We start from the raw sequence: 20430 nt of genomic DNA on the forward strand, positions 1-20430 counted from the left end.
GCTCAGCACCTCTCACAGCGCAGCCAGACGGCGCACAGCCGCCGCCGGGTCTGCCGCACCAAAGACGGCACTGCCCGCCACCAGAATGTCCGCGCCGGCCTCCACGCAGAGCGGGGCCGTGGCGTCGTCCACGCCGCCGTCCACTTCCAGCAGGAAATGTGCGCTCCGTCTGGCCCGCTCTTCGCGCAGCCAGCGCAGCTTTTCCAGCGCCGAGGGCATGAACTTCTGCCCGCCGAAGCCCGGCTCCACGCTCATGACCAGAACGAGATCCAGCTGGTCCAGATACGGGGCCAGCGCCTCCGGGGCCGTGCCCGGCTTGATGGTCAGGCCGACCTTGCACCCCTGCGCCTTGATGGCGTCGATGGTCTGCTGGATGTCGTCCTCACATTCCAGATGGAAATTCTGCAGCGTGGCCCCCGCCTTTGCAAACGGCTCGGCATAGGCCAGCGGGTGGCTGATCATCAGGTGCACATCGTAAAACGCTGTGGGCATCCCCTTGTGCAGGCTCTTCAGCACCGGCACACCAAAGCTGATGTTGGGCACGAAATGGCCGTCCATCACATCGTAGTGCAGCATCTGCGCCCCGGCGTCCAGCACCATCCGGCAGTCTGCGCCCAGCTTCGTGAAATCGGCTGAAAGGATCGAAGGACTTACAATCGTCATGTTCGTTTGTACTCTCCGTTATTTTTTCAAAAAGTTTTGCCATGCGTCCTGTTTTTGTGCTCCGTACAGGAACAGAATTCAGGGTAGACATAGCTATTCTTAGTTTACATGAAAACGCAGAAAAAATCAAATCCGCAGCCGTGTTTTTCACGGAAAAGTCGCAAAAATCCCTTTTGCAGCCCCCATCATGCAAAAAACAGCCAAGCCGTTCCACGCGACGGAACAGCCTGGCTGTGCAGGATTCAGTTGACCGGCTTCATACTGGCGGGGTCTTCCACCGGCACCGGACGGCCCGCTTCGTCGGGCAGGCGCTTGATCTCGCCGGGGTTGGGCGGGCAGGTGGGCAGGGTGAACACGAACCGGCACCACTCGCCCTGCTGGCTCTCGACCCGAATCTGGCCGCCGGACAGGTTGACCAGCACCTTGCAGATGTTCAGGCCCAGACCTGCGCCGCGGGCGTGGAGGCCGCGGGAGCGGTCTTCCTTATAGAAGCGCTGGAACACATAGGGCAGCGCCTCCGGGCTGATGCCCTGACCGGAGTTCCAGATGGAGACCTCCACCTCCGGGCCCAGCTTCTCGACGTGGAACCGGATGGTCCCGCCCGCCGGGGTGAACTTGATGGCATTGTCCAGAAGGTTGTACACCACCTGATGAATGAGGTCGGGGTCGGCATAGACCAGAACTTTTTCGTCCATGGTCAGGCCCTCCAGCTCGATCATGCCATCGTTGATCCGCTGTTCCGCCGAGAGCGCCACGCCGGTCAGGGTCTCCCAGATGTTGAACATCCGGGCGTTCACCTGATACTCGCCGCTTTCCAGCTTGGACAGGTCCAGCATGTTCTGGATGAGCCGGGCCAGACGGCCGGTCTCCTCGCTGACCAGCTGCAAATAGTGGTTCTGCATGTCGGGCGGGATGGTGCCGTCCAGAATGCCGTCGATGAAGCCCTTGATGGTGGTCATCGGGGTGCGCAGCTCGTGGGCGATGTTGCCCATGAACTGGCCGCGCGAATTGTCGTTGGACTGGATGTTTTCGGCCATCTGGTTGAAGGTGTGGGCCAAGTCCACGACCTCGCCTTCGCCCTCGACCCCCTCAACGCGGACCGAGAGATCCCCGCCGCCGAACCGCTGCGCGGCCTCGGTGATCTTTTGCAGCGGGTCGGTGAGCCGCCGCATCAGGACGCTTGTCAGCACACTGGCGCAGAGCAGCATGATGCAGGCCGAGAAGAAGAAGTTCGACCAGAACTCCTCCTTGAAATCGGTCAGCCGTGCACCGGACGAGCACAGGAAGAGATAGCCGCTGCAAGCGCCGTTGTCGTCCATCATTTTCCGCACGGAAACGTAGCTTTTTTCGGTCAGGACGCCATCCAGCGTGCTCAGGACATGGTAGGGCTTCTCATCCCCCACCCTGGCCATCAGGGCTTGCGGCACGGCATCCTCCGCCAGCTGCGCCGGGTTGGAGGTGATAAGGACATGGCCGTCCTCATCGGTCAGGAACAGATAGGCCTCGGCGCTCTCGCCGATGATCTCCAGCTTGGTGCTCAGCGCGTCCAGTTCCTCGCCCTTGGGCAGGGCCGCCTGCTGGACCACGTAGTCTGCCGCCCGCCGGGTGACCTCGGCCACACTGTCCAGCGCTTCGTACCGCTCCTGCGCAAAGTAGCGGTTAAACAGGACCCACTCCGAGCAGCCCATCACCGCCGTGCCCAGCACCAGAAGGGTCGCCACCACCGAAAAGAAGGTGACGGAAATACTTTTGCGCATTACTGACGCACCTCGAACTTATAGCCCACGCCCCAGACGGTCTTGAGTTCCCACTTATCGGAGGCACCGGCCAGCTTCTCGCGCAGGCGCTTGACATGGACGTCGATGGTGCGGCTGTCGCCGTAGTATTCGAAGCCCCATACCTCGTCCAGCAGCTGGTCGCGGGTGTAGACGCGGTTCGGGTGGGATGCCAGGCAGTTGAGCAGCTCCAGCTCCTTGGGGGGTGCCTCCACCACCTTGCCCTTGACCCGCAGCTCGTAGCTGTTCATATCCAGGCGGAGGTTGTCGAACTCGATGACGCCCTCGGTGCTCTCGGCAGCCGCCGTGCTGGTCTGGCAGCGGCGCAGCACCGCCTTGATGCGGGCCACGACCTCTTTTGCGTCAAAGGGCTTGACCATGTAGTCGTCCGCGCCCAGTTCCAGGCCCAGCACCTTATCAAAGGTCTCGCCCTTGGCCGTGAGCATCATCACCGGCGTATTGCCCAGCTTGCGGATGCGGCGGCAGACTTCCAGACCGTCCATCCTGGGCATCATCACATCCAGCAGGACCATGTCCGGCTTGACCTGATTGAACTTTTCCAGACCTTCCTCGCCGTCGTTGGCGATGGTGACCTGATAGCCCTCCTTGGTCAGATAGAGCCGCAGCAGCTCGCAGATATTGACGTCGTCATCCACGACAAGGATCTTTTCGTTTGCCATGAGTGTTCCTCCTGTATCCATGTAGCGTTCTTAAAAATCGTCCCACAGCCTGGGACGGGTGTTTTCAAAGAGTCCCTATCTTCTATTATACGGAACAGTTATGACAAAATAAAGAAGGTTTTGTATGATTTTTGGGATTTGGGCGAAAATGGGCTTCTTCAAAATCGGAAACCCTTTTCTCAAGTTTTTTTATTTTTCGTCAGACCCTCTTAATTTTCTCTAAGAAAGCGTCCCATCTTCGTTCATTTATGCCATTGGAATTTCTTTCAAGATGCAGTATCATCTATCCATCCACTTCCGATCCACTTATTTCTACGTTATACGGAGGTTTATTTTATGTTGACGCTTTTACATTCTTTTCTCGAAAGCTACATCGACCCTTACTTTGCCGAGATTGTTTACAATTGGAATGAACTTGTATTGAGCATCATCGGCGGAGTTTCAACCATCGTTTCTTACTATTTCCCTGTTAATTCCAATTCAAAGCACAACACTCACTTTGCCGCTGTCGTGTTTCTTCTGTTTTTAACAGTTACAGGTTACACCTATTACTGTAATCAGACCTATACCCGCCTCCCGACTGTCACCTATATGGCAGATTCTTACGAAACGGTTCGTCAGAAACTGCCATGTAGTTCCCCTCGTCTTAAAATCGATTCGAATTCTCAAAAACAATACCAGAATGACCCAAATTTGTCTTCTTCTTGTTTTCGAGTGCTCTTTATGTCGCCTGCGCCTGGAACTTTCCAAAAGAAAGATGCCCCGGTCACACTTTATCTCACCTGGTCCGATAAAATTTATGACACGGAATTTTCTACACCTTCGGGGCTATTCTCGAATCAGCAGTTGGAAAACATGCCGACATTCCATGCAAATCAGTTTACCCTCTATACACATGCAATGGGTGCCCTTCTTCTGTCTCATAAGGAGAGCCCGTTATTTAACTACTCTTATCTTGGTGCGGACCAGGTTGGCCGAGTATCTGTTACCATTTCTCTGTTCAACTATGAAAGTAAGCAGTGTGTTCAATCTTTCCAGATTTCTCTGGGAGATTCTGTAACCTTTTCCGACCTTCCTTCTGGTACATACTATTACACTGCCGTTGCTGATGGATATCGTTCCGTTATCTCCGACCATCCGTTTCATCTTGATGCTTCGTTGGATCAGCTTTCCGATCCATGTACCTGGGGACTCAACATGGAACCCATTTCTTCGGATTATTCTCCCGAATCTAAGGTCCGGCTTGTTGATGCACAAAATCAGCCGCTGGCAAACGTCTCCGCTGAACTTCGTCTTGACATGCAGGATGGTTCCCTGATTGATTTTTACGACTCTCTTCCTGTTTATACCGATGAAAACGGCATTGCTATGATGGCTGACTCTATCAATTCGATTCCCGCATCCTATCCTCTTACGGTTTCGTTGTCTAACCAGTATACATTGTCTGCTTCCTTACTTGAGCAAAATTCGTTCCACCTTGGCTCTTTTGATGCCGCCACTCAGACCTGGACCATCCGAATCGATTCCTGAGAAAACGCAAGACGATTCGCCAACTTTGTCCATTATATATTTATCGGCAAAGTTGAACATTCGCAGATGTTTGCCATTTGCTTTCTTGCCGATAAAATGGTATAATCATCTCATGGGAGGTGTTCAGATGAACTATCAATCTGTCGCTGATACGGCAAAAGCATGGAATCTTTCCGAGCGCACGGTCCGTAACTACTGTGCTTCCGGCAAGATTCCGGGGGCAGTTCTTACCGGCAAGACATGGAACATTCCGCAGGACGCAAAACGTCCAGAGCGCATCAACAAAAAGCAGCAAGCGCCCCGCGCCCTGCTCGATATTTTGCAGGACGAGATGACCGGACACATGAAAGGCGGGATTTACCACAAAATTCAGATCGATCTCACCTACAATTCCAACCACATTGAGGGAAGCCGTCTGACCCACGACCAGACGCGGTATATCTACGAAACCAATACCATCGGCATGGAACATGGTGTCGTCAACGTCGATGATGTGGTGGAAACCGCCAATCATTTCAAGTGCATCGATCTGATCATCCGGGATGCCAAGAAGCCCATCCGCGAAGCACTGATCAAAAAGCTGCACTTTACACTGAAAAGCGGCACCAGCGATTCCCGCAAAGACTGGTTTGCTGTTGGCGAATATAAAAAACTCCCGAACGAGGTCGGCGGCAGAAGCACCACTGCCCCTGAACTGGTTGCCCCGCAGATGAAAGAACTTTTAGCCGCATACGGCAGCTCCTCTCAAAAAAACTTGGAGGATCTGTTGGAATTTCACTATGCCTTTGAATCCATCCATCCGTTTCAGGATGGAAACGGACGGGTCGGGCGTCTTCTTCTCTTCAAAGAGTGTCTGCGGAACAACATCGTGCCGTTCATTATCACGGATGACCTCAAGATGTTCTACTACCGCGGTCTCCATGAGTGGAAGTCGGAACGCGGTTACCTGCTGGATACCTGCCTGACCGCACAAGATCAGTTCAAATCTGTCATGGAGTACTTCAGGATCCCCTATTGACAAGATGACCGTAGATGATGAGGTCCTTCTCAACGTGTAAGGAGCACATCTCACATAACATCGTGCATCCTGTTGTTTCTTCATGGCAACAGAATATGCGTTTTCCTCTATCCGGCCCACACGGCCAGCTAAGGCATCTCTGCGGAGATGTCTTTTTTGTTGCAGAAACTCCTCTTGCGCACTCTTCTGTAAGCAGGCAGGGTGCTTGTGCGACCTGACAGAAAATGGATTTCCGCAAACTGGTTGTGTTCTCCGTTGCTCTGGCCCATGGATTGTGGTATAATAGATTGATTATAATAGGAAAGGTATCGCAGAATGAGAGTTTTGGGCATCGACCCTGGGTATGCCATCGTGGGATGGGGCGTTGTGGACTATGCAGGCAACCGGTTTGCGCCGGTGGATTTCGGCGCGGTGTGCACCGATGCCGGAGTGCCGTTCGAGCGGCGGCTGGATGAGGTGTATGCCGGTATCCGGGAGGTCATCGAGCGGACACAGCCGGAGGTGCTGGCCATCGAAAAGCTGTTCTACCAGCACAACCAGACCACCGTCATCGGCGTGGCCGAGGCGCGCGGCGTCATCCTGCTGGCGGCGGCGCAGGCGGGCCTGCCCATCTACGAGTACACCCCCATGCAGGTGAAACAGGCCGTCACCGGCTACGGCAAGGCCGTGAAGAAACAGGTGCAGGAGATGACCCGCATCCTGCTGCATCTGCCTGCGATCCCCAAGCCGGACGATACCGCCGATGCTCTGGCGATGGCCATCACGTTCTGCCACACCAACGGCAACCAGCTCAACCGGTTCCGCCGCCAGGGCGTGGGGCCGATCTGAAGCGGAAGCTTTTAGAATGAGGGCATCGCACTGCATTCGCCGGGCCTGCCCGACCTGCCAAGGGCTCCCCTGACAGGGGAGCTGGCAGCGCGAATGCGCTGACTGAGAGGTTTTATGATTTACTGTCTGACTGGAAAGATCATCAAAAAGACGCTGAACGCCGTGGTGCTCAGCTGCGGCGGCGTGGGCTACTTTGCCCAGTGCCCGGCCAGCGTGGCCGGTGCGCTGCCCGGTGTGGGGAAGGACGCCACCATCTACACCGTGATGAGCGTGACCGAGAACGACGTCAGCCTGTACGGCTTCGCCACCGAGGAGCAGCAGGCCTGCTTCGAGATGCTGACGGCGGTGTCGGGCGTCGGCCCCAAGGTCGGCCTTGCCATCCTGAGCGTCATGGAGCCGGACCGGGTGGCGCTGGCCATCTCGGCGGGCGACCACAAGGCCTTCAAGGCCGCGTCCGGCGTCGGCCCCAAGCTGGCCCAGCGCATCGTGCTGGAACTGAAGGACAAGGTGGCCAAGGGCTTCGTGGAGGGCATCAACCTGGAAGAGGTAGCCGGTGCTGCGGCCGACACGCCCGCCGCTCAGGGAGCCGGGCAGGCCATTGCGGCGCTGGTGTCGCTGGGCTACAGCCAGAGCGAAGCCGCCCTGGCCGTCTCCAAGATCGACGGCACCTTGCCCGTGGAAGAGATCATCAAGCTGGCCCTGCGGGGCATGGCAGGCAGGAGGTAATCCATGCAGGACGAAACCGCGCTCTATGGCGCAAAAATGATGCAGCCGGGCCTGACCACGGCGGACAACGAGGAAAACAGCCTCCGTCCCCAGCATCTGGAAGACTACATCGGTCAGGACAAGGTCAAGCAGAACCTGAAGATCTATCTGGAAGCGGCCAAGCGCCGCGGCGAGCCGATGGACCACATCCTGCTCTACGGCCCGCCGGGCCTGGGCAAAACGACGCTGGCGGGCATCATCGCCAACGAAATGGGGGTCCAGATCCGCATCACGAGCGGCCCCGCCATCGAGAAGCCCGGCGATCTGGCCGCCCTGCTGACCAACCTGCAGGAGGGCGATGTGCTCTTCATCGACGAGATCCACCGCCTGTCCCGGCAGGTGGAAGAGGTGCTCTATCCGGCGCTGGAAGACTATGCGCTGGATATCATGATCGGCAAGGGCCCCAGCGCCCAGAGCATCCGCATCAACCTGCCCCGCTTCACGCTGGTGGGTGCCACCACCCGTGCGGGCCAGATCACCGGCCCCCTGCGGGACCGCTTCGGTGTGCTGCTCAAGCTGGAGCTGTACAGCCCCGATGAACTGAGCCGCATCATCCAGCGCTCGGCGGGCATCCTGGACCAGCCCATCACCCCGGAGGGCGCCTACGAGCTGGCCAAGTGCAGCCGGGGCACGCCCCGTGTGGCGAACCGCTTCCTCAAGCGCGTCCGCGACTTCGCCACCGTGCTGGGCGACGGCATCATCGACCGGGATGTTTCCCTGATGAGCCTCAAACGGATGGACGTGGATGCGCTGGGTCTGGATGAGCTGGACCGCAGCCTGCTCCGCGCCATCATTGAGATGTACAACGGTGGCCCGGTGGGTCTGGAAACGCTGGCGGCAGCGCTCGGCGAAGAGGCCGTCACGCTGGAAGACCTCTGTGAGCCTTATCTGATGCAGATGGGGTTCCTGACCCGCACACCGCGCGGCCGCTGCGCCACCCGGCTCGCCTACGAACACCTTGGCCTGAAGGCCCCGGAGAGCGCCTCCCCGGAGGACAACGGCCAGCAGAGCCTGTTTTAAGAGGAAAGGAGGACGCTTATGCGCCCCGCAGATACATGGAAAGATTATGAGCTGCTGGATGCCACCGGCGGCAACCGTCTGGAGCGCTGGGGCGAGACGCTGCTCGTCCGCCCCGACCCGCAGGTGGTCTGGAAGACGCCGCAGAAAAGCCCGCTCTGGGCCAAGGCGGATGCCATCTACCACCGCTCCAATCAGGGCGGCGGCGAGTGGGAGTACCGCCGCCGTCTGCCCGAAAAGTGGAAGATCTCCTGCGGCGAGGGGGAGGACAAGCTGACCCTCATCGTCAGCCCCACCGGATTCAAGCACACGGGCGTGTTCCCGGAGCAGGCCGTCAACTGGGCCTGGTATGCGAAGAAGATCCGCGCGGCGGGCCGGCCCATCAAAGTGCTGAACCTGTTCGGCTACACCGGCGGCGCTACGCTGGCCTGTGCGGCGGCAGGGGCCACCGTCTGCCATGTGGATGCCTCCAAGGGCATCGTGGCCTGGGGCAAGGACAACGCCGCCGCCAGCAGTCTGGCCGACAAACCCATCCGCTGGCTGGTGGACGACTGCGCCAAGTTCGTCGCCCGCGAGAAGCGGCGCGGCAACACCTACGACGGCATCATCATGGACCCGCCGAGCTATGGCCGCGGCCCCGGCGGCGAGATCTGGAAGCTGGAAGACTGCATCTACGACCTCGTCAGCCAGTGCGAAGAAGTGCTGAGCGACAAGCCGCTCTTCTTTGCCGTCAACAGCTACACCACCGGCCTGTCGCCCGCCGTCATGGAGTATATGCTCCACACAACGCTGGTGCCCCGCTTTGGCGGCAGGACCAGCTGCGATGAGATCGGCCTGCCGGTGTCGGCCACCGGCGGCGTCGTACCCTGCGGCGCGACCGCGATCTGGGAAGAATAAAAGGTTGTACGAAGACTCACCTTTTTGCAAAAAAGATATCGTATAGAATGGGGTACAGCCTTTTTAGAAGGCGCACCACCGGAAAGAGAAACACAAATGGAAGAAACGATCCTGACAGCGAATGCGCTGAAATTCCGCTACGACCCGGAGCAGCCGGTCTACGCCCTGAACGGCGTGTCGGTGGGGGTCCAGCGCGGCGAGTTCGTGGCCGTTCTGGGTGCGAACGGCTGCGGCAAATCCACCCTCGCAAAGCACTTCAATGCCATCCTCCTGCCCGAAAGCGGCACCGTGCTGGTGGAGGGGATGGACACCAGAGACGAAGAGAAGATCTATGACATCCGCCAGAAGGTGGGCATGGTGTTCCAAAGCCCGGACAACCAGATCGTGGCCACCGTGGTGGAAGAAGACGTTGCCTTTGCGCTGGAGAACCTCGGCGTCCCGCCCGAAGAGATGCGCCGCCGCGTGGACGACGCCATGAAGATGGCGGGCATCTACGAGTACCGCGAGCGCGCCCCGCACAACCTTTCCGGCGGCCAGAAGCAGCGCGTAGCCATTGCGGGCGTCGTCGCCATGCGGCCCGACTGCCTCATCCTCGACGAAGCCACCGCCATGCTGGACCCGCGCGGCCGCGAGCAGGTGATGCAGACCATCCACCGCCTGAACAAGGATCTGGGCATCACGGTCGTCGCCATCACCCATTATATGGAAGAGGCCGCGCAGGCCGACCGCGTCCTGGTCATGAGCCAGGGCCATGTGGTGATGGAGGGCACCCCGAAAGAGGTGTTCAGCCAGACCGAGAAGGTCCGCGCCCTGCGGCTGGATGTGCCCCAGGCGGCAGAACTGCGGGACGAGCTGGTCAAGGCTGGCATCCCCATGCCGGAAGGTATCATCGACACCGGCGAATGCGCACAGGCTCTCTATGAGCTGTTGCAGTAAAGGAGGGCGGACGCAATGGGAAGCATCATCAAAGTCGAACATCTGAGCTATGTGTATAACCCCGGCATGCCCAACGCCGTCACCGCGCTGGACGATGTGAGTTTCGAGGTGGAAGAGGGCGATTTCGTCGGCATCATCGGTGCCACCGGTTCCGGCAAGAGCACCCTCATCACCCACATGAACGGCCTGAACAAGCCCACCAGCGGCAAGATCTTCATCGATGGCCGCGACCTGTGGGCCGAGCCGGAAAAGATCCGGGACTTCCGGTTCCTGACGGGGCTGGTGTTCCAGTATCCGGAATATCAGCTCTTTGAGGAGACCTGCTACAAGGACATCGCCTTCGGCCCCAAGAACATGGGGCTGGACGAGGCCGAGATCGACCGCCGCGTCCACGAGGCCGCCAGCTTTGTCGGCCTGGACGAGGCCCTGCTGGAGCGCAGCCCCTTTGAGCTGTCCGGCGGCCAGAAGCGCCGCGTGGCGGTGGCGGGCGTCATGGCCATGAAGCCCCGCATCCTCGTGCTGGACGAGCCTGCCGCCGGTCTGGACCCCGAAGGCCGGGACGAGATCCTGTCCGAAGTCAAGAACTACCACAAGAAGACCGACACCACCGTGCTGCTGGTCTCCCACAGCATGGAGGACATCGCCAAGTACGCCGACCGGGTGCTGGTCATGTCCAACAAGAAGATCGCGATGTACGACACCGTGGAGCAGGTCTTCGCCCGTGCACCGGAGCTGCTCGCACTGGGGCTGTCGGTGCCGCAGGTGACGAAGATCTTCCTCAAGCTGCGGGAGATGGGCGTGGATGTCCCGGCGGACGTGTACACCGTGCCCTATGCCGTCAAGATGATCCTGGAAGCCAAACGGCGGCGGGATGCGGGCGAGAGCCTCGTCCTGCCCCGTGAACAGAGCCGGAAAGGGGGCGTGTCCGAATGCTGAGAGACATCACCATCGGCCAGCATTTTCCGGGCAGCAGCCTTGTGCACAAATTTGACCCCCGGCTCAAGCTGGTGCTGACCATCGCTTATATCATCCTGCTGTTCGCAGCGTCCAACCCGCTGGGTCTGACGCTGTCCATCCTCTTCCTCGTGGCGATGTATGCCGTGGCGAAGATCCCCTTCAAGCTGATCTTGAAGAGCCTGAAGCCCATCCTGCCCATCATCCTCTTCACGGCTGTGCTGAACCTCTTCTTCGTCTCCGGCGAGGGCGACCCTCTGGTGCAGTTCTGGATCTTCAAGATCTACGCCGAGGGCGTCCGCTACGCCGTGCTGATGGCCGTCCGCGTCATGGCCCTCATCGCAGGCACCAGCCTGCTGACCTACACCACCAGCCCCATCGTGCTGACGGATGCCATCGAGCAGCTGCTCAAGCCTCTGGGCAGGCTGCACTTCCCGGTGCACGAGCTTGCCATGATGATGAGCATCGCCCTCCGCTTCATCCCGACCCTCATCGAGGAGACAGATAAGATCATGAACGCCCAGAAGGCCCGTGGTGCCATGCTGGACAGCGGCACCATGACCGAGCGGATCAAGGCGCTGGTTCCGGTGCTCATCCCGCTGTTCATCTCGGCGTTCCGCCGTGCCGACGAGCTGGCCATGGCCATGGAGTGCCGCTGCTACCGCGGCGGCGATGGCCGCACCCGCCTGAAGGTGCTGCGCTGCACCCGGCAGGATTACATCGACCTTGCCGTCTGCATCGTCTGCTTTGCGCTCATCCTGTCCTCGCGGCTGGTGTTCCCGAATTTCTAACCACTTTCTCACCCTCTCAGTCAAAGCCTGACGGCTTTGCCAGCTCCCCCGAAGGGGGAGCTTTGACCGGTTTCGGAAAAGGCGAAAAACCTCGCCCTTCGGGAGAGGTGGCATTGCAAAGCAATGACGGAGAGGGAAACGATCTGCAACGAACTTTTATGAATTTTCTGCTTCTTTTAGCCTACGACGGCACGAATTACTGCGGATTTCAGGTGCAGCCCAATGGGCGGAGCGTGGCCCAGACGTTTCAGGACGGTCTGGAAGCTGTGCTGGGCACCCGGCCCGACATCAAGGGCTGCAGCCGCACCGACGCGGGGGTCCATGCGCTGGGCTTTGCACTGAACTTCCACGCCGACACCTGCATCCCGCCGGAAAAGCTGCCGCTGGCACTCAACCAGCATCTGCCGCCGGATATCCGGGTGCTGTCGGCCCGCATCGTGCCGGAGGATTTCCACGCCCGGTATGCCGCCCACACCAAGACCTACCTTTACCGCATCCACAACAGCCCCATCGACTCGCCTTTCGACGCGAAGTACTACACCCGCGTCCCCCGGCGGCTGGATGAGACCAAAATGCAGCAGGCGGCGCGGAAGTTTGTGGGAACGCACGATTTTCTCGCCCTCTGTGCGGCGGGCAGCTCGGCAGCGGCCCACGGCGACACCATCCGCACCATTACGGATTGCAGCGTTGTGCGGAACGGCGACGACCTGGAGATCACCGTGACGGCAGACGGCTACTTATATAATATGGTGCGCATCCTGGCGGGGACCCTGTGCGAGGCCGGTGCCGGGCGGCTGGACCCGGACGCCGTACCGGGCATCCTGGCCAGCCGGGACCGCAGCCTGGCCGGGCCGACCCTGCCCGCGCAGGGCTTGTTCCTGAAATGCGTAGATTACAAGGGAGAGGGCGAAGCGAATGCGTAAGATTTCCCGCGGCCGTTCGGAAAACGACGAGCCGCTCTCGGCGGGGCGTGTCGAATATCTGGAGCAGGCCCGCCAGCGGGTGCGCACCCGGCGCATCCGGCGGACGGCCGTCCTGCTGGTGCTGCTGACGGCGGTGGTGCTGTTTGCCACCGGCGTGGTGGGCAGCTCGGTGACGATGGCAAAGGACTTCATCGACACGGCCCGCATCGCGCTGCTGCCCGGTTCCGGCTGGCCGCAGCAGACCGGCGTTTCCGAGGTGACGCAGGTCGAGCCGCTGACCGGCAGCTTTGTGGAGCTGGGCAAGGAGGGCTGCGTCGTCTACTCCCGCAGCGGCAAAAAACTGAACAGCATCCAAAGCGGCTACGCCCGCCCGGCTCTGGCCGCAGGCCGGAACCGCTTTGTGCTCTACAACCGGTCCGGCAATGAGCTGCGGGTGGAGAGCCGCACTCAGAATCTCTATACCAAACAGATGGAAAACAGCATCTTCCTCTGCGCAGTGGCCGACAACGGCAATCTGGCCGTGGTCACAGAGGACATCAGCGCCATGGCGAAGCTGCTGGTCTACAACGCCAACATGGAAGAAGTGCTGCGCTGGAGCATGAGCTCCAACGACGGCACCCCGCTGCGGATGGCCTTCTCGCCCGACAGCCGGAAGCTGGCGGCGGCCGCCGTCACAGCCAGCGGCGGCCAGATGATGACGAACCTTTACCTCATCAATCTGGCATCGGGGGACCCTGTGAGCATCGCAAACCAGAGCGGTGTGCCCCAGTGGCTGGGCTGGACCTCTGCATCTACCCTCCTGGCCGTGTACGACACCCGCGTCGTGCTCTACAACGCGGGCGGCGGCGAGCGCGCAGCCTACGAGTTCGCCGGGAACACCCTGAAGGACGTCTCGGTGGATGCAGCGGGCAATATCGCCCTGCTGCTGGGGTCCGGCCAGCTGCATCAGACCGTGCTGCTGGACAAAAACCTGAACGTCCAGTTCAGCGGCTCGGTGGCATCGGCCAACGCCATCGTCCGGGCGGGCAGCCTGTTCTATCTGCTGTCCGACAGCGGGGTGGAGTGCTGCAATGTCTCCGGGGAGCGGCAGTGGAGCCAGACCCTTGCGGCCAAGCCCCAGGCACTTCTGGCCGACGCCAAAGAGCTGCTGCTGTTCAGCGGCAATACGGCGCAGGTGCTGGAGCCGCCGCAGGAGTAAGAGCTTTGGAGCGAGGGGAGAATGCGATTTGATTGGCACTCTGCGGCAGAAAGTAACAAGGATCATGTTGTATGTTCAAGAATCCGTCATTTATTTTTGATATCCTATGTACGGTGGTCTGGCTCGTTCTGGCCATCCGCTACGCCCGCAAGGGCTTTCTGGCGGGGGTCGTGCAGCTGACGGGCAACCTCATCAGCCTGTTCGGGGCCCGGCAGTTTTCCGGCTGGGCCGCCGGGCAGGTGTTCGAGCGGTTCTTTGCCGGCAGCTTCCGGGACCAGATCGCCGCCAGCATCTCGGCAGAAGGGGCTGTCAGCCTCTCCGGCATCGCGGCCCGGTACGCGGGGTTTCTGCCGGAGAGCTTCCGGGCTTCCATCGTGGAGGCCTGCGAGCGCTCCATCTCCGCCGTACTCAATGACAACGCCGTCCTTCTGGCCGACGTCATCGTCCAGAAGGTGCTGGCCCCGCTGCTGACACCGGTGATCTCGCTGGTGCTGTTCTTCGTGGCATTCGCCCTGCTGCGGATGCTCGTCAGCCTGCTGGTCACGGTGCTGGGGCTGGTGAACAAGCTGCCCGTCATCGGTACCGTCAACCGCGGGCTGGGCTATACGGTGGGCGCACTGGCCAGTCTGGTGGACATCTATCTGGTGCTCTGCGTGGTCTGGGCCATCATCGTCATTACCGGCGGCAATCTCACGGTGCTCAACGACACCGTGATGAGCAGCAGCCTTTACTATAAAGCATTCAATTTGTTCAACCCGTTCCTGTAAACGGGTGGGACCTGAAGGAGGAACTATGGTCTGCATTCGATGCCAAAAGCGTCCGGCCATCATCTTCGTCCAGCGGATGGAGAACGGCCAGATGAAAAACGAGGGGTACTGTCTGCATTGTGCCCGCGAGCTGCACATCAAGCCGGTGGAGGATCTGATGAAGCAGTTCGGCATGTCGGACGAGGACATGGACAACATGGAAGACCGGATGGAAAACATGATGCAGGAGCTGGGCGACGGCTCCGGCAATCCGTTCTCCATGATGATGAACATGGGGCAGCCGCAGAGCGGCGAGGATGGGGACGAAGACCTCATGCCCGGCTCCAGTGCAACGTTCCCGCTGAGCATGAACGGCGGGGAGCAGGACGCCCCCAAGGGGGACAAAAAGCCCGGCAAGAGCGGCAAAAAGCCGCCCCGCCGCAAATTTCTGGACACCTACTGCGAGAACCTGACCCGCAAGGCGCGGGAGGGCCGGCTGGACGACATCATCGGCCGCGACCGTGAGATCTACCGCACCATCCAGATTTTGAGCCGCCGCCAGAAGAACAACCCCTGCCTCATCGGCGAAGCCGGTGTCGGCAAGACCGCCATCGCGGAGGGCATCGCCGAGCGCATCGCCAGAGGCGAGGTGCCCGCCGGGCTGAAGGATAAGGAGATCTATCTGCTGGACCTGACCAGCCTTGTGGCAGGCACGCAGTTCCGCGGCCAGTTCGAGCAGCGGGTCAAGGGCCTGTTGAGCGAGGTCAAGGCAGCCGGAAACGTCATCCTGTTCATCGACGAGATCCACACCATCACCTCGGCCGGTGAGAGCGAGGGTGCCATGAACGCGGGCAACATCCTGAAGCCTGCCCTCTCCCGCGGCGAGATCCAGGTCATCGGTGCCACGACCTTCAACGAGTACCGCAAGTATATCGAGAAGGACCAGGCCTTGGAGCGCCGCTTCCAGCCCGTGCGGGTGGAAGAGCCCAGCGTCTCCGATACGCTGGCCGTGATGAACGGCATCAAGCACTACTACGAGGAGCACCACCATGTGCAGGTGCCCGCCGATGTGCTGAGCGCAACCGTCACCCTGAGCGAACGGTACATCACCGACCGCTACCTGCCCGATAAGGCCATCGACCTGCTGGACGAGGCCTGCGCCTGCTGCAATCTGGCCCACCCGGTCATCTCAGAGTACCTCGAAATGCAGAAGGAGCTGGACGCCCTCCGGCAGGAAGAAGCCGAGATGGAGAACGCCGATGTCAACGAGCCCATCGACTATGAGCGGGTGGCCGAGCGGAAGACCCGGATGGCCCAGCTGGAGAGCGAGCTGCCCGCAAAGCAGGCCGCTGCCAGCGCGATCCAGGTGACCATGGACGATGTGGCCAAGGTCATCGAGCTGTGGACCGGCATCCCCGCCGTGAAGATCCGGGAAACCGAGTACGCCAAGCTCGCCAGCCTGGAAAGCGAACTGAAAAAGAAGATCATCGGGCAGGACGAGGCCGTCCATCTGGTGGCACAGGCCGTCAAGCGCAGCCGCGCCGACCTGTCCGGCCGCCGCCGCCCCGCCAGCTTCATCTTTGTCGGCCCCACCGGCGTCGGCAAGACCGAGCTGGTCAAGCAGCTGGCCAGCCAGCTCTTCGATGGGCCGGACCCGCTCATCCGCCTCGATATGAGCGAATATATGGAAAAATATGCGGTGTCCCGCATGATCGGTTCGCCTCCGGGCTATGTCGGCTACGAGGAGGCCGGTCAGCTGACTGAAAAGGTCCGCCGCCGCCCTTACAGCGTCGTGCTGTTCGATGAGATCGAAAAGGCCCACCCTGACGTCATGAACATCCTGCTTCAGATCCTGGACGAGGGCAAGATCAACGACGCCCAGGGCCGGACGGTCGATTTCTCCAACACCGTCATCTGCATGACCTCCAACGCGGGCAGCAGCGACCAGTCCACCGCCGGTCTGGGCTTCAACAAGAGCCAGGACCAGCTCAGCGAGGAAAAGAGCCGCAAGGCCCTGAGCCAGTTCCTCCGCCCGGAATTTCTGGGCCGCGTGGACGAGGTCATCACCTTCAGACCGCTGGGGCAGGAGACGCTGGAAGGCATCGCTGCCCTCATGCTGGATGAATACAAGCCCAGCATGGAGGCCAAGGGCATCCGGTACAGCTACACCCCGGCAGCCCTCCATGCGCTGGTCGTCAAAAGCCAGGGCGGCAAATTCGGTGCGCGTGACCTGCGCCGCGTCATCCGCAAGGCCGTGGAGGACCCCGCCGCCGAGAAGATCATCGACGGCACCCTCGCTTCGGGCAGCAGCCTGACTGTGGACGCCGAAAACGACGAGATCGTTCTGCGATAAGCGTATAAGATGAAACAGCCGCCGTGCAGTTTTTCACTGCACGGCGGCTGTTGTTGTTTGATCGGCGGCTCAGTCGTGCTCGCCGGTATAGATCTGGATATAACGGGGAGCATGTTTTTCCTGCACAAAGAGCAATGCGCAGGTCAGTGCGGCAGCTAAGAACGTGAACACAGCAAGCAGAGCTTTGAGAACTTTCATCGTTTGATCCTCCTTGGCGGGTATGGCATCAGTGGGAGCAAGACCAGCTCCACAGAAGTTATTATAGGTAGTATATCATATTCGATGCCGAAACGCAAACGTCCGTATTTTGGAAGAACGTTACAAAAATGTCAAGGGTTAGTCTTGTCTAATTAGCAAAATCAGCAAAGAAAATTCAGGAATTTGCATCATTTTGGCTCAGTTGTCGTTGAACTTCGGGATGCAACATGATACAATAAACGTGTCAAGCAGCTGCCGTCCCTGGCCCCCGTGCGCCCGCACGAAAGCCGGGGAAGGCAATTCAAGCAGAATGGGGGATTTAATTCCATGTTGAACAAGCTGAAACGTGCGGCGCTTGGCGCGCATACGCCGCATGACAAAGCAACTGCTGCAAGCAAACCAGTCCCGATGCCTCTGCCCGCGCAGGTACGCATCCTGATGAGCCAGCACATCGGCGCCCCGGCGAAAGCCCTGGTCAAAAAAGGCGACGAAGTGTTTGTCGGCACCAAGATCGGTGAAGCAGGCGGTTTTGTCTCTGCAAATATCCACTCCAGTGTTTCCGGCACCGTGGCTGCCGTGGAACCGTTCCGTCTGTCCAACGGCCGGATGTGCGACTCTGTCGTCATCAAGACCGATGGCAAGCAGACCGTTGACCCCGCCGTCAAGGCTCCGGAAGTGACCGATAAGGCCAGCTTCCTGGCAGCCGTGCGTGCGTGCGGTCTGGTCGGTCTGGGCGGCGCAGGCTTCCCGACCGACGTCAAGCTCCAGCCCAAGCCTCCGGTGGATACCCTGCTCATCAACGCTTCCGAGTGCGAAGTGTGGCTGACCAGCGATACGCAGGAGATGCTGAACTGCAGCGATGATATCATCCGCGGCATCGAGGCCGTGCTGAAGTACGTCGGCATCCCGAAGTGCGTCATCGGCATCGAGAACAACAAGCCGGAGTGCATCGACCTGCTGTGCCAGAAGACCAAGGACAAGCCTGCGATCGAGGTCAAGCCGCTGCCCAGCGTCTACGGCACCGGTGCCGAACTGATCCTGATCGAGAAGTGCCTGGGCCGCGAGGTCCCGCACGGCGGTCTGCCCGCTGATGCAGGCGCCATCGTCATGAACGTGACCAGCGTCTCCACCCTGGGCAAGTATCTGGCGACCGGTATGCCGGTGGTCAGCCGCTGCATCACCGTGGACGGCGATGCCTGCGCAAAGCCCCAGAACCTGATCGTCCCCGTGGGCACTGCCTATGAGGATGTGCTGAACGCTGCCGGTGTCAAGGGCGGCGTCAAGCTGGGCAAGGTGGTCGCCGGCGGTGCCATGATGGGCCCCGCTGTCGAGAACCTGAGCTACCCCACCACCAAGACCACCTCCGGCCTCATCATGCTGAGCGACACCGCTGCACAGCCTGCACCGGTCTCTCCCTGTATCCGCTGCGGCCGCTGCGTCGAGTATTGCCCGATGGGTCTGGAGCCGGTGGAAGTCAATCAGGCTTACGCCGCCCGCGATGTTCAGGAGCTGGGCAAGCTGCATGTGGATTACTGCTTCAACTGCGGCTCCTGCTCGTTCGTCTGCCCGGCAAAGCGTCCCTGCACCCAGATGATGGGTCTGGCAAAGGCGTTCTACCTTGGTGAAATCAAAAAAGGAGGCAATAAGTAATGGATACTCGGCTTATTGTTTCGGCCTCCCCGCACCTGCGCTCGGAGGAGACGACCACCAGCCTGATGGCCAACGTGATCGTCGCCCTGACCCCCTGCGTGGTCGCCTCTGCAATCATTTTCGGCTGGCGTGCCCTGCTGGTCACGGCGGTGTCCGTCGTGGCCTGTGTGGCTTTTGAGTGGCTGTACTGCAAGCTGCTCAAGAAGCCCAACCCCATCGGCGACCTGTCCGCAGTCGTCACCGGCATCATCCTGGCGCTGAACGTGCCCGTCGGCATGCCTCTGGGCCAGCTCATCGTTGGTGACCTGGTGGCCATCGTGGTGGTCAAGCAGCTGTTCGGCGGCATCGGCATGAACTTTGCCAACCCCGCACTGGTCGGCCGTATCGTGCTGTTCATCAGCTTTGCCGGTTCGATGAACAAGTGGGTCTACCCCGACGCAGCGGTGGACCAGCTGTCCAGCGCGACCCCGCTGGCCGTGGCAGATACCTCCAAGCTGAGCCTGCTGGATCTGTTCATGGGTGTGCACGGCGGTGTTCTGGGTGAGACCTGCGCTCTGGCCATCGTGCTGGGCCTGATCTATCTGGTGGCCACCAAGACCATCAGCATCGCCATCCCCGCTTCTTACATCGGCAGCATGTTCGTCTTCTACCTCATCTCCACCGGCAGCCTGCACGGCGCTCTGGTCGGCATCCTGTCCGGCGGCCTGATGTTCGGTGCCGTCTTCATGGCGACCGACTATGTCACCAGCCCCTTCACCCTGAAGGGCAAGCTGATCTACGGCCTGTGCCTGGGCATTGTCACCTTCGCCATCCGTCAGTGGGGCAGCTACGCCGAGGGCGTTTCCTTCGCTCTGCTGTTCATGAACCTGTGGGTCCCCTTCATCAACGACTGGACCCGTCAGACTCCTTATGGCTATGTCAAGCCTGCCAAGAAAGCAAAGGAGGGTGCTGGCAAATGAGTAAGAATTCTACCTGGGAGAGCACCGCCAAGCCGGTCGTCGTCCTGAGCGTCATCGCTCTGATCGTCAGCCTGCTGCTTGCACTGGTGAACTCCTTTACGGCTCCCATCATTGAGGAGAACCTGAAGGCTGCGACTCTGGCAGCCTACGTGGATGTCATGCCCACCGTTTCCAGCGCATCCGATCTGGACGAGGTGACCGACTTCAGCACCGAGAACGTGACGGGCGTGGTCAAGGCCACCGATGGCAGCATCGCCATCAAGGCAGAGGAAAAGGGCTTCGACGGCGGCATCCTGTCCGTCATCATGGGCTTTGATACCAATGGCACCGTCACCGGCATCTGGGTGGACGCTTCGACCCAGACCAAGGGCATCGGCAGCAATGTCGCAACGGACAGCTTCCTGGCGCAGTTCGACGGCATGGACGGCACCCAGAACATCACTCTGGGCCAGGGCTACGACGCTTACAGCGGCGCTACGATCTCTTCCAAGGCTCTGTTTGCTGCCATCAATGACTGCATCAACTGCTACAATGAGCTGGCATAAAGGA

The 20430-nt window shown here is 60.0% G+C and carries 20 protein-coding genes; 16 read left to right on the forward strand and 4 right to left on the reverse strand.

The window, feature by feature from the left end:
• Positions 1-12: 12 nt before the first annotated feature.
• From rpe to J3350_RS04945, 3 genes are all read right to left on the reverse strand, one after another.
• Positions 13-663 (reverse strand): ribulose-phosphate 3-epimerase, encoded by a 651-nt coding sequence (gene rpe / locus J3350_RS04935; protein ID WP_097792966.1) that lies wholly within the window; start codon positions 661-663, stop codon positions 13-15.
• A gap of 242 nt (positions 664-905) precedes the next feature.
• Entirely contained in the window at positions 906-2420 is a 1515-nt protein-coding gene (locus J3350_RS04940) for a sensor histidine kinase (RefSeq protein ID WP_207685905.1), read from the reverse strand.
• On the reverse strand, positions 2420-3118 hold the full coding sequence (locus J3350_RS04945) for a response regulator transcription factor (protein WP_097792968.1): 699 nt from the start codon (positions 3116-3118) through the stop codon (positions 2420-2422). The genes J3350_RS04940 and J3350_RS04945 overlap by 1 nt, the downstream gene beginning before the upstream one ends.
• A 336-nt stretch (positions 3119-3454) precedes the next feature.
• Here J3350_RS04945 and J3350_RS04950 point away from each other — a divergent pair, with 336 nt between their 5' ends.
• The 13 genes from J3350_RS04950 (at position 3455) to J3350_RS05010 (ending at position 17074) form a co-directional block, all read left to right on the forward strand.
• Positions 3455-4648, forward strand: coding sequence for a hypothetical protein (locus J3350_RS04950; protein WP_207685906.1), 1194 nt, complete (start codon positions 3455-3457; stop codon positions 4646-4648).
• A gap of 127 nt (positions 4649-4775) precedes the next feature.
• On the forward strand, positions 4776-5666 hold the full coding sequence (locus J3350_RS04955; RefSeq protein WP_207685907.1) for a DNA-binding protein: 891 nt from the start codon (positions 4776-4778) through the stop codon (positions 5664-5666).
• Positions 5667-5981: 315 nt separating this feature from the next.
• On the forward strand, positions 5982-6494 hold the full coding sequence (ruvC, locus tag J3350_RS04960) for a crossover junction endodeoxyribonuclease RuvC (RefSeq protein WP_207685908.1): 513 nt from the start codon (positions 5982-5984) through the stop codon (positions 6492-6494).
• 114 nt (positions 6495-6608) lie between these two features.
• Positions 6609-7220 carry a Holliday junction branch migration protein RuvA gene (ruvA, locus tag J3350_RS04965; protein WP_207685909.1) on the forward strand — a complete coding sequence of 204 codons (612 nt, stop codon included), beginning with the start codon at positions 6609-6611 and terminating at the stop codon, positions 7218-7220.
• A gap of 3 nt (positions 7221-7223) precedes the next feature.
• Positions 7224-8279, forward strand: coding sequence for a Holliday junction branch migration DNA helicase RuvB (ruvB, locus tag J3350_RS04970; RefSeq protein WP_097792972.1), 1056 nt, complete (start codon positions 7224-7226; stop codon positions 8277-8279).
• Positions 8280-8297: 18 nt separating this feature from the next.
• Positions 8298-9173, forward strand: a complete 876-nt coding sequence (locus J3350_RS04975) for a class I SAM-dependent methyltransferase (protein ID WP_207685910.1) — start codon at positions 8298-8300, stop codon at positions 9171-9173.
• A 96-nt stretch (positions 9174-9269) separates the two neighbouring features.
• Entirely contained in the window at positions 9270-10109 is an 840-nt protein-coding gene (locus J3350_RS04980) for an energy-coupling factor transporter ATPase (RefSeq protein ID WP_118552131.1), read from the forward strand.
• Between the two features lie 15 nt (positions 10110-10124).
• Positions 10125-11045 carry an energy-coupling factor transporter ATPase gene (locus J3350_RS04985; protein WP_207685911.1) on the forward strand — a complete coding sequence of 307 codons (921 nt, stop codon included), beginning with the start codon at positions 10125-10127 and terminating at the stop codon, positions 11043-11045.
• A complete protein-coding gene (locus J3350_RS04990) occupies positions 11039-11854 on the forward strand; it encodes an energy-coupling factor transporter transmembrane protein EcfT (RefSeq protein ID WP_097792976.1) in 816 nt (271 codons plus the stop codon). Before J3350_RS04985 ends, J3350_RS04990 begins: the two co-directional genes overlap by 7 nt.
• A 158-nt stretch (positions 11855-12012) precedes the next feature.
• On the forward strand, positions 12013-12777 hold the full coding sequence (gene truA, locus J3350_RS04995) for a tRNA pseudouridine(38-40) synthase TruA (protein ID WP_207685912.1): 765 nt from the start codon (positions 12013-12015) through the stop codon (positions 12775-12777).
• Positions 12770-13975, forward strand: a complete 1206-nt coding sequence (locus J3350_RS05000; protein WP_207685913.1) for a DUF5711 family protein — start codon at positions 12770-12772, stop codon at positions 13973-13975. Before truA ends, J3350_RS05000 begins: the two co-directional genes overlap by 8 nt.
• 71 nt (positions 13976-14046) lie before the next feature.
• On the forward strand, positions 14047-14742 hold the full coding sequence (locus tag J3350_RS05005) for a hypothetical protein (RefSeq protein WP_118552123.1): 696 nt from the start codon (positions 14047-14049) through the stop codon (positions 14740-14742).
• Positions 14743-14767: 25 nt separating this feature from the next.
• Complete coding sequence (locus J3350_RS05010; protein ID WP_207685914.1) at positions 14768-17074, forward strand: ATP-dependent Clp protease ATP-binding subunit; 2307 nt, start codon at positions 14768-14770, stop codon at positions 17072-17074.
• A gap of 69 nt (positions 17075-17143) precedes the next feature.
• On the opposite strand, the gene J3350_RS14065 is transcribed toward J3350_RS05010, so the two are convergent.
• On the reverse strand, positions 17144-17272 hold the full coding sequence (locus J3350_RS14065) for a hypothetical protein (protein WP_255535529.1): 129 nt from the start codon (positions 17270-17272) through the stop codon (positions 17144-17146).
• 327 nt (positions 17273-17599) lie between these two features.
• Here J3350_RS14065 and J3350_RS05015 point away from each other — a divergent pair, with 327 nt between their 5' ends.
• The 3 genes from J3350_RS05015 to J3350_RS05025 are packed head-to-tail and all read left to right on the forward strand — an operon-like array spanning position 17600 to position 20426.
• A complete protein-coding gene (locus J3350_RS05015; protein ID WP_207685915.1) occupies positions 17600-18922 on the forward strand; it encodes an RnfABCDGE type electron transport complex subunit C in 1323 nt (440 codons plus the stop codon).
• Positions 18922-19881, forward strand: coding sequence for an RnfABCDGE type electron transport complex subunit D (locus tag J3350_RS05020; RefSeq protein WP_097792982.1), 960 nt, complete (start codon positions 18922-18924; stop codon positions 19879-19881). Before J3350_RS05015 ends, J3350_RS05020 begins: the two co-directional genes overlap by 1 nt.
• Positions 19878-20426 (forward strand): FMN-binding protein, encoded by a 549-nt coding sequence (locus J3350_RS05025; RefSeq protein ID WP_207685916.1) that lies wholly within the window; start codon positions 19878-19880, stop codon positions 20424-20426. The genes J3350_RS05020 and J3350_RS05025 overlap by 4 nt, the downstream gene beginning before the upstream one ends.
• Positions 20427-20430 lie beyond the last annotated feature (4 nt).

The organism is Faecalibacterium sp. Marseille-Q3530 (assembly GCF_017377625.1).
GTDB lineage: Bacteria > Bacillota > Clostridia > Oscillospirales > Ruminococcaceae > Faecalibacterium > Faecalibacterium prausnitzii_E.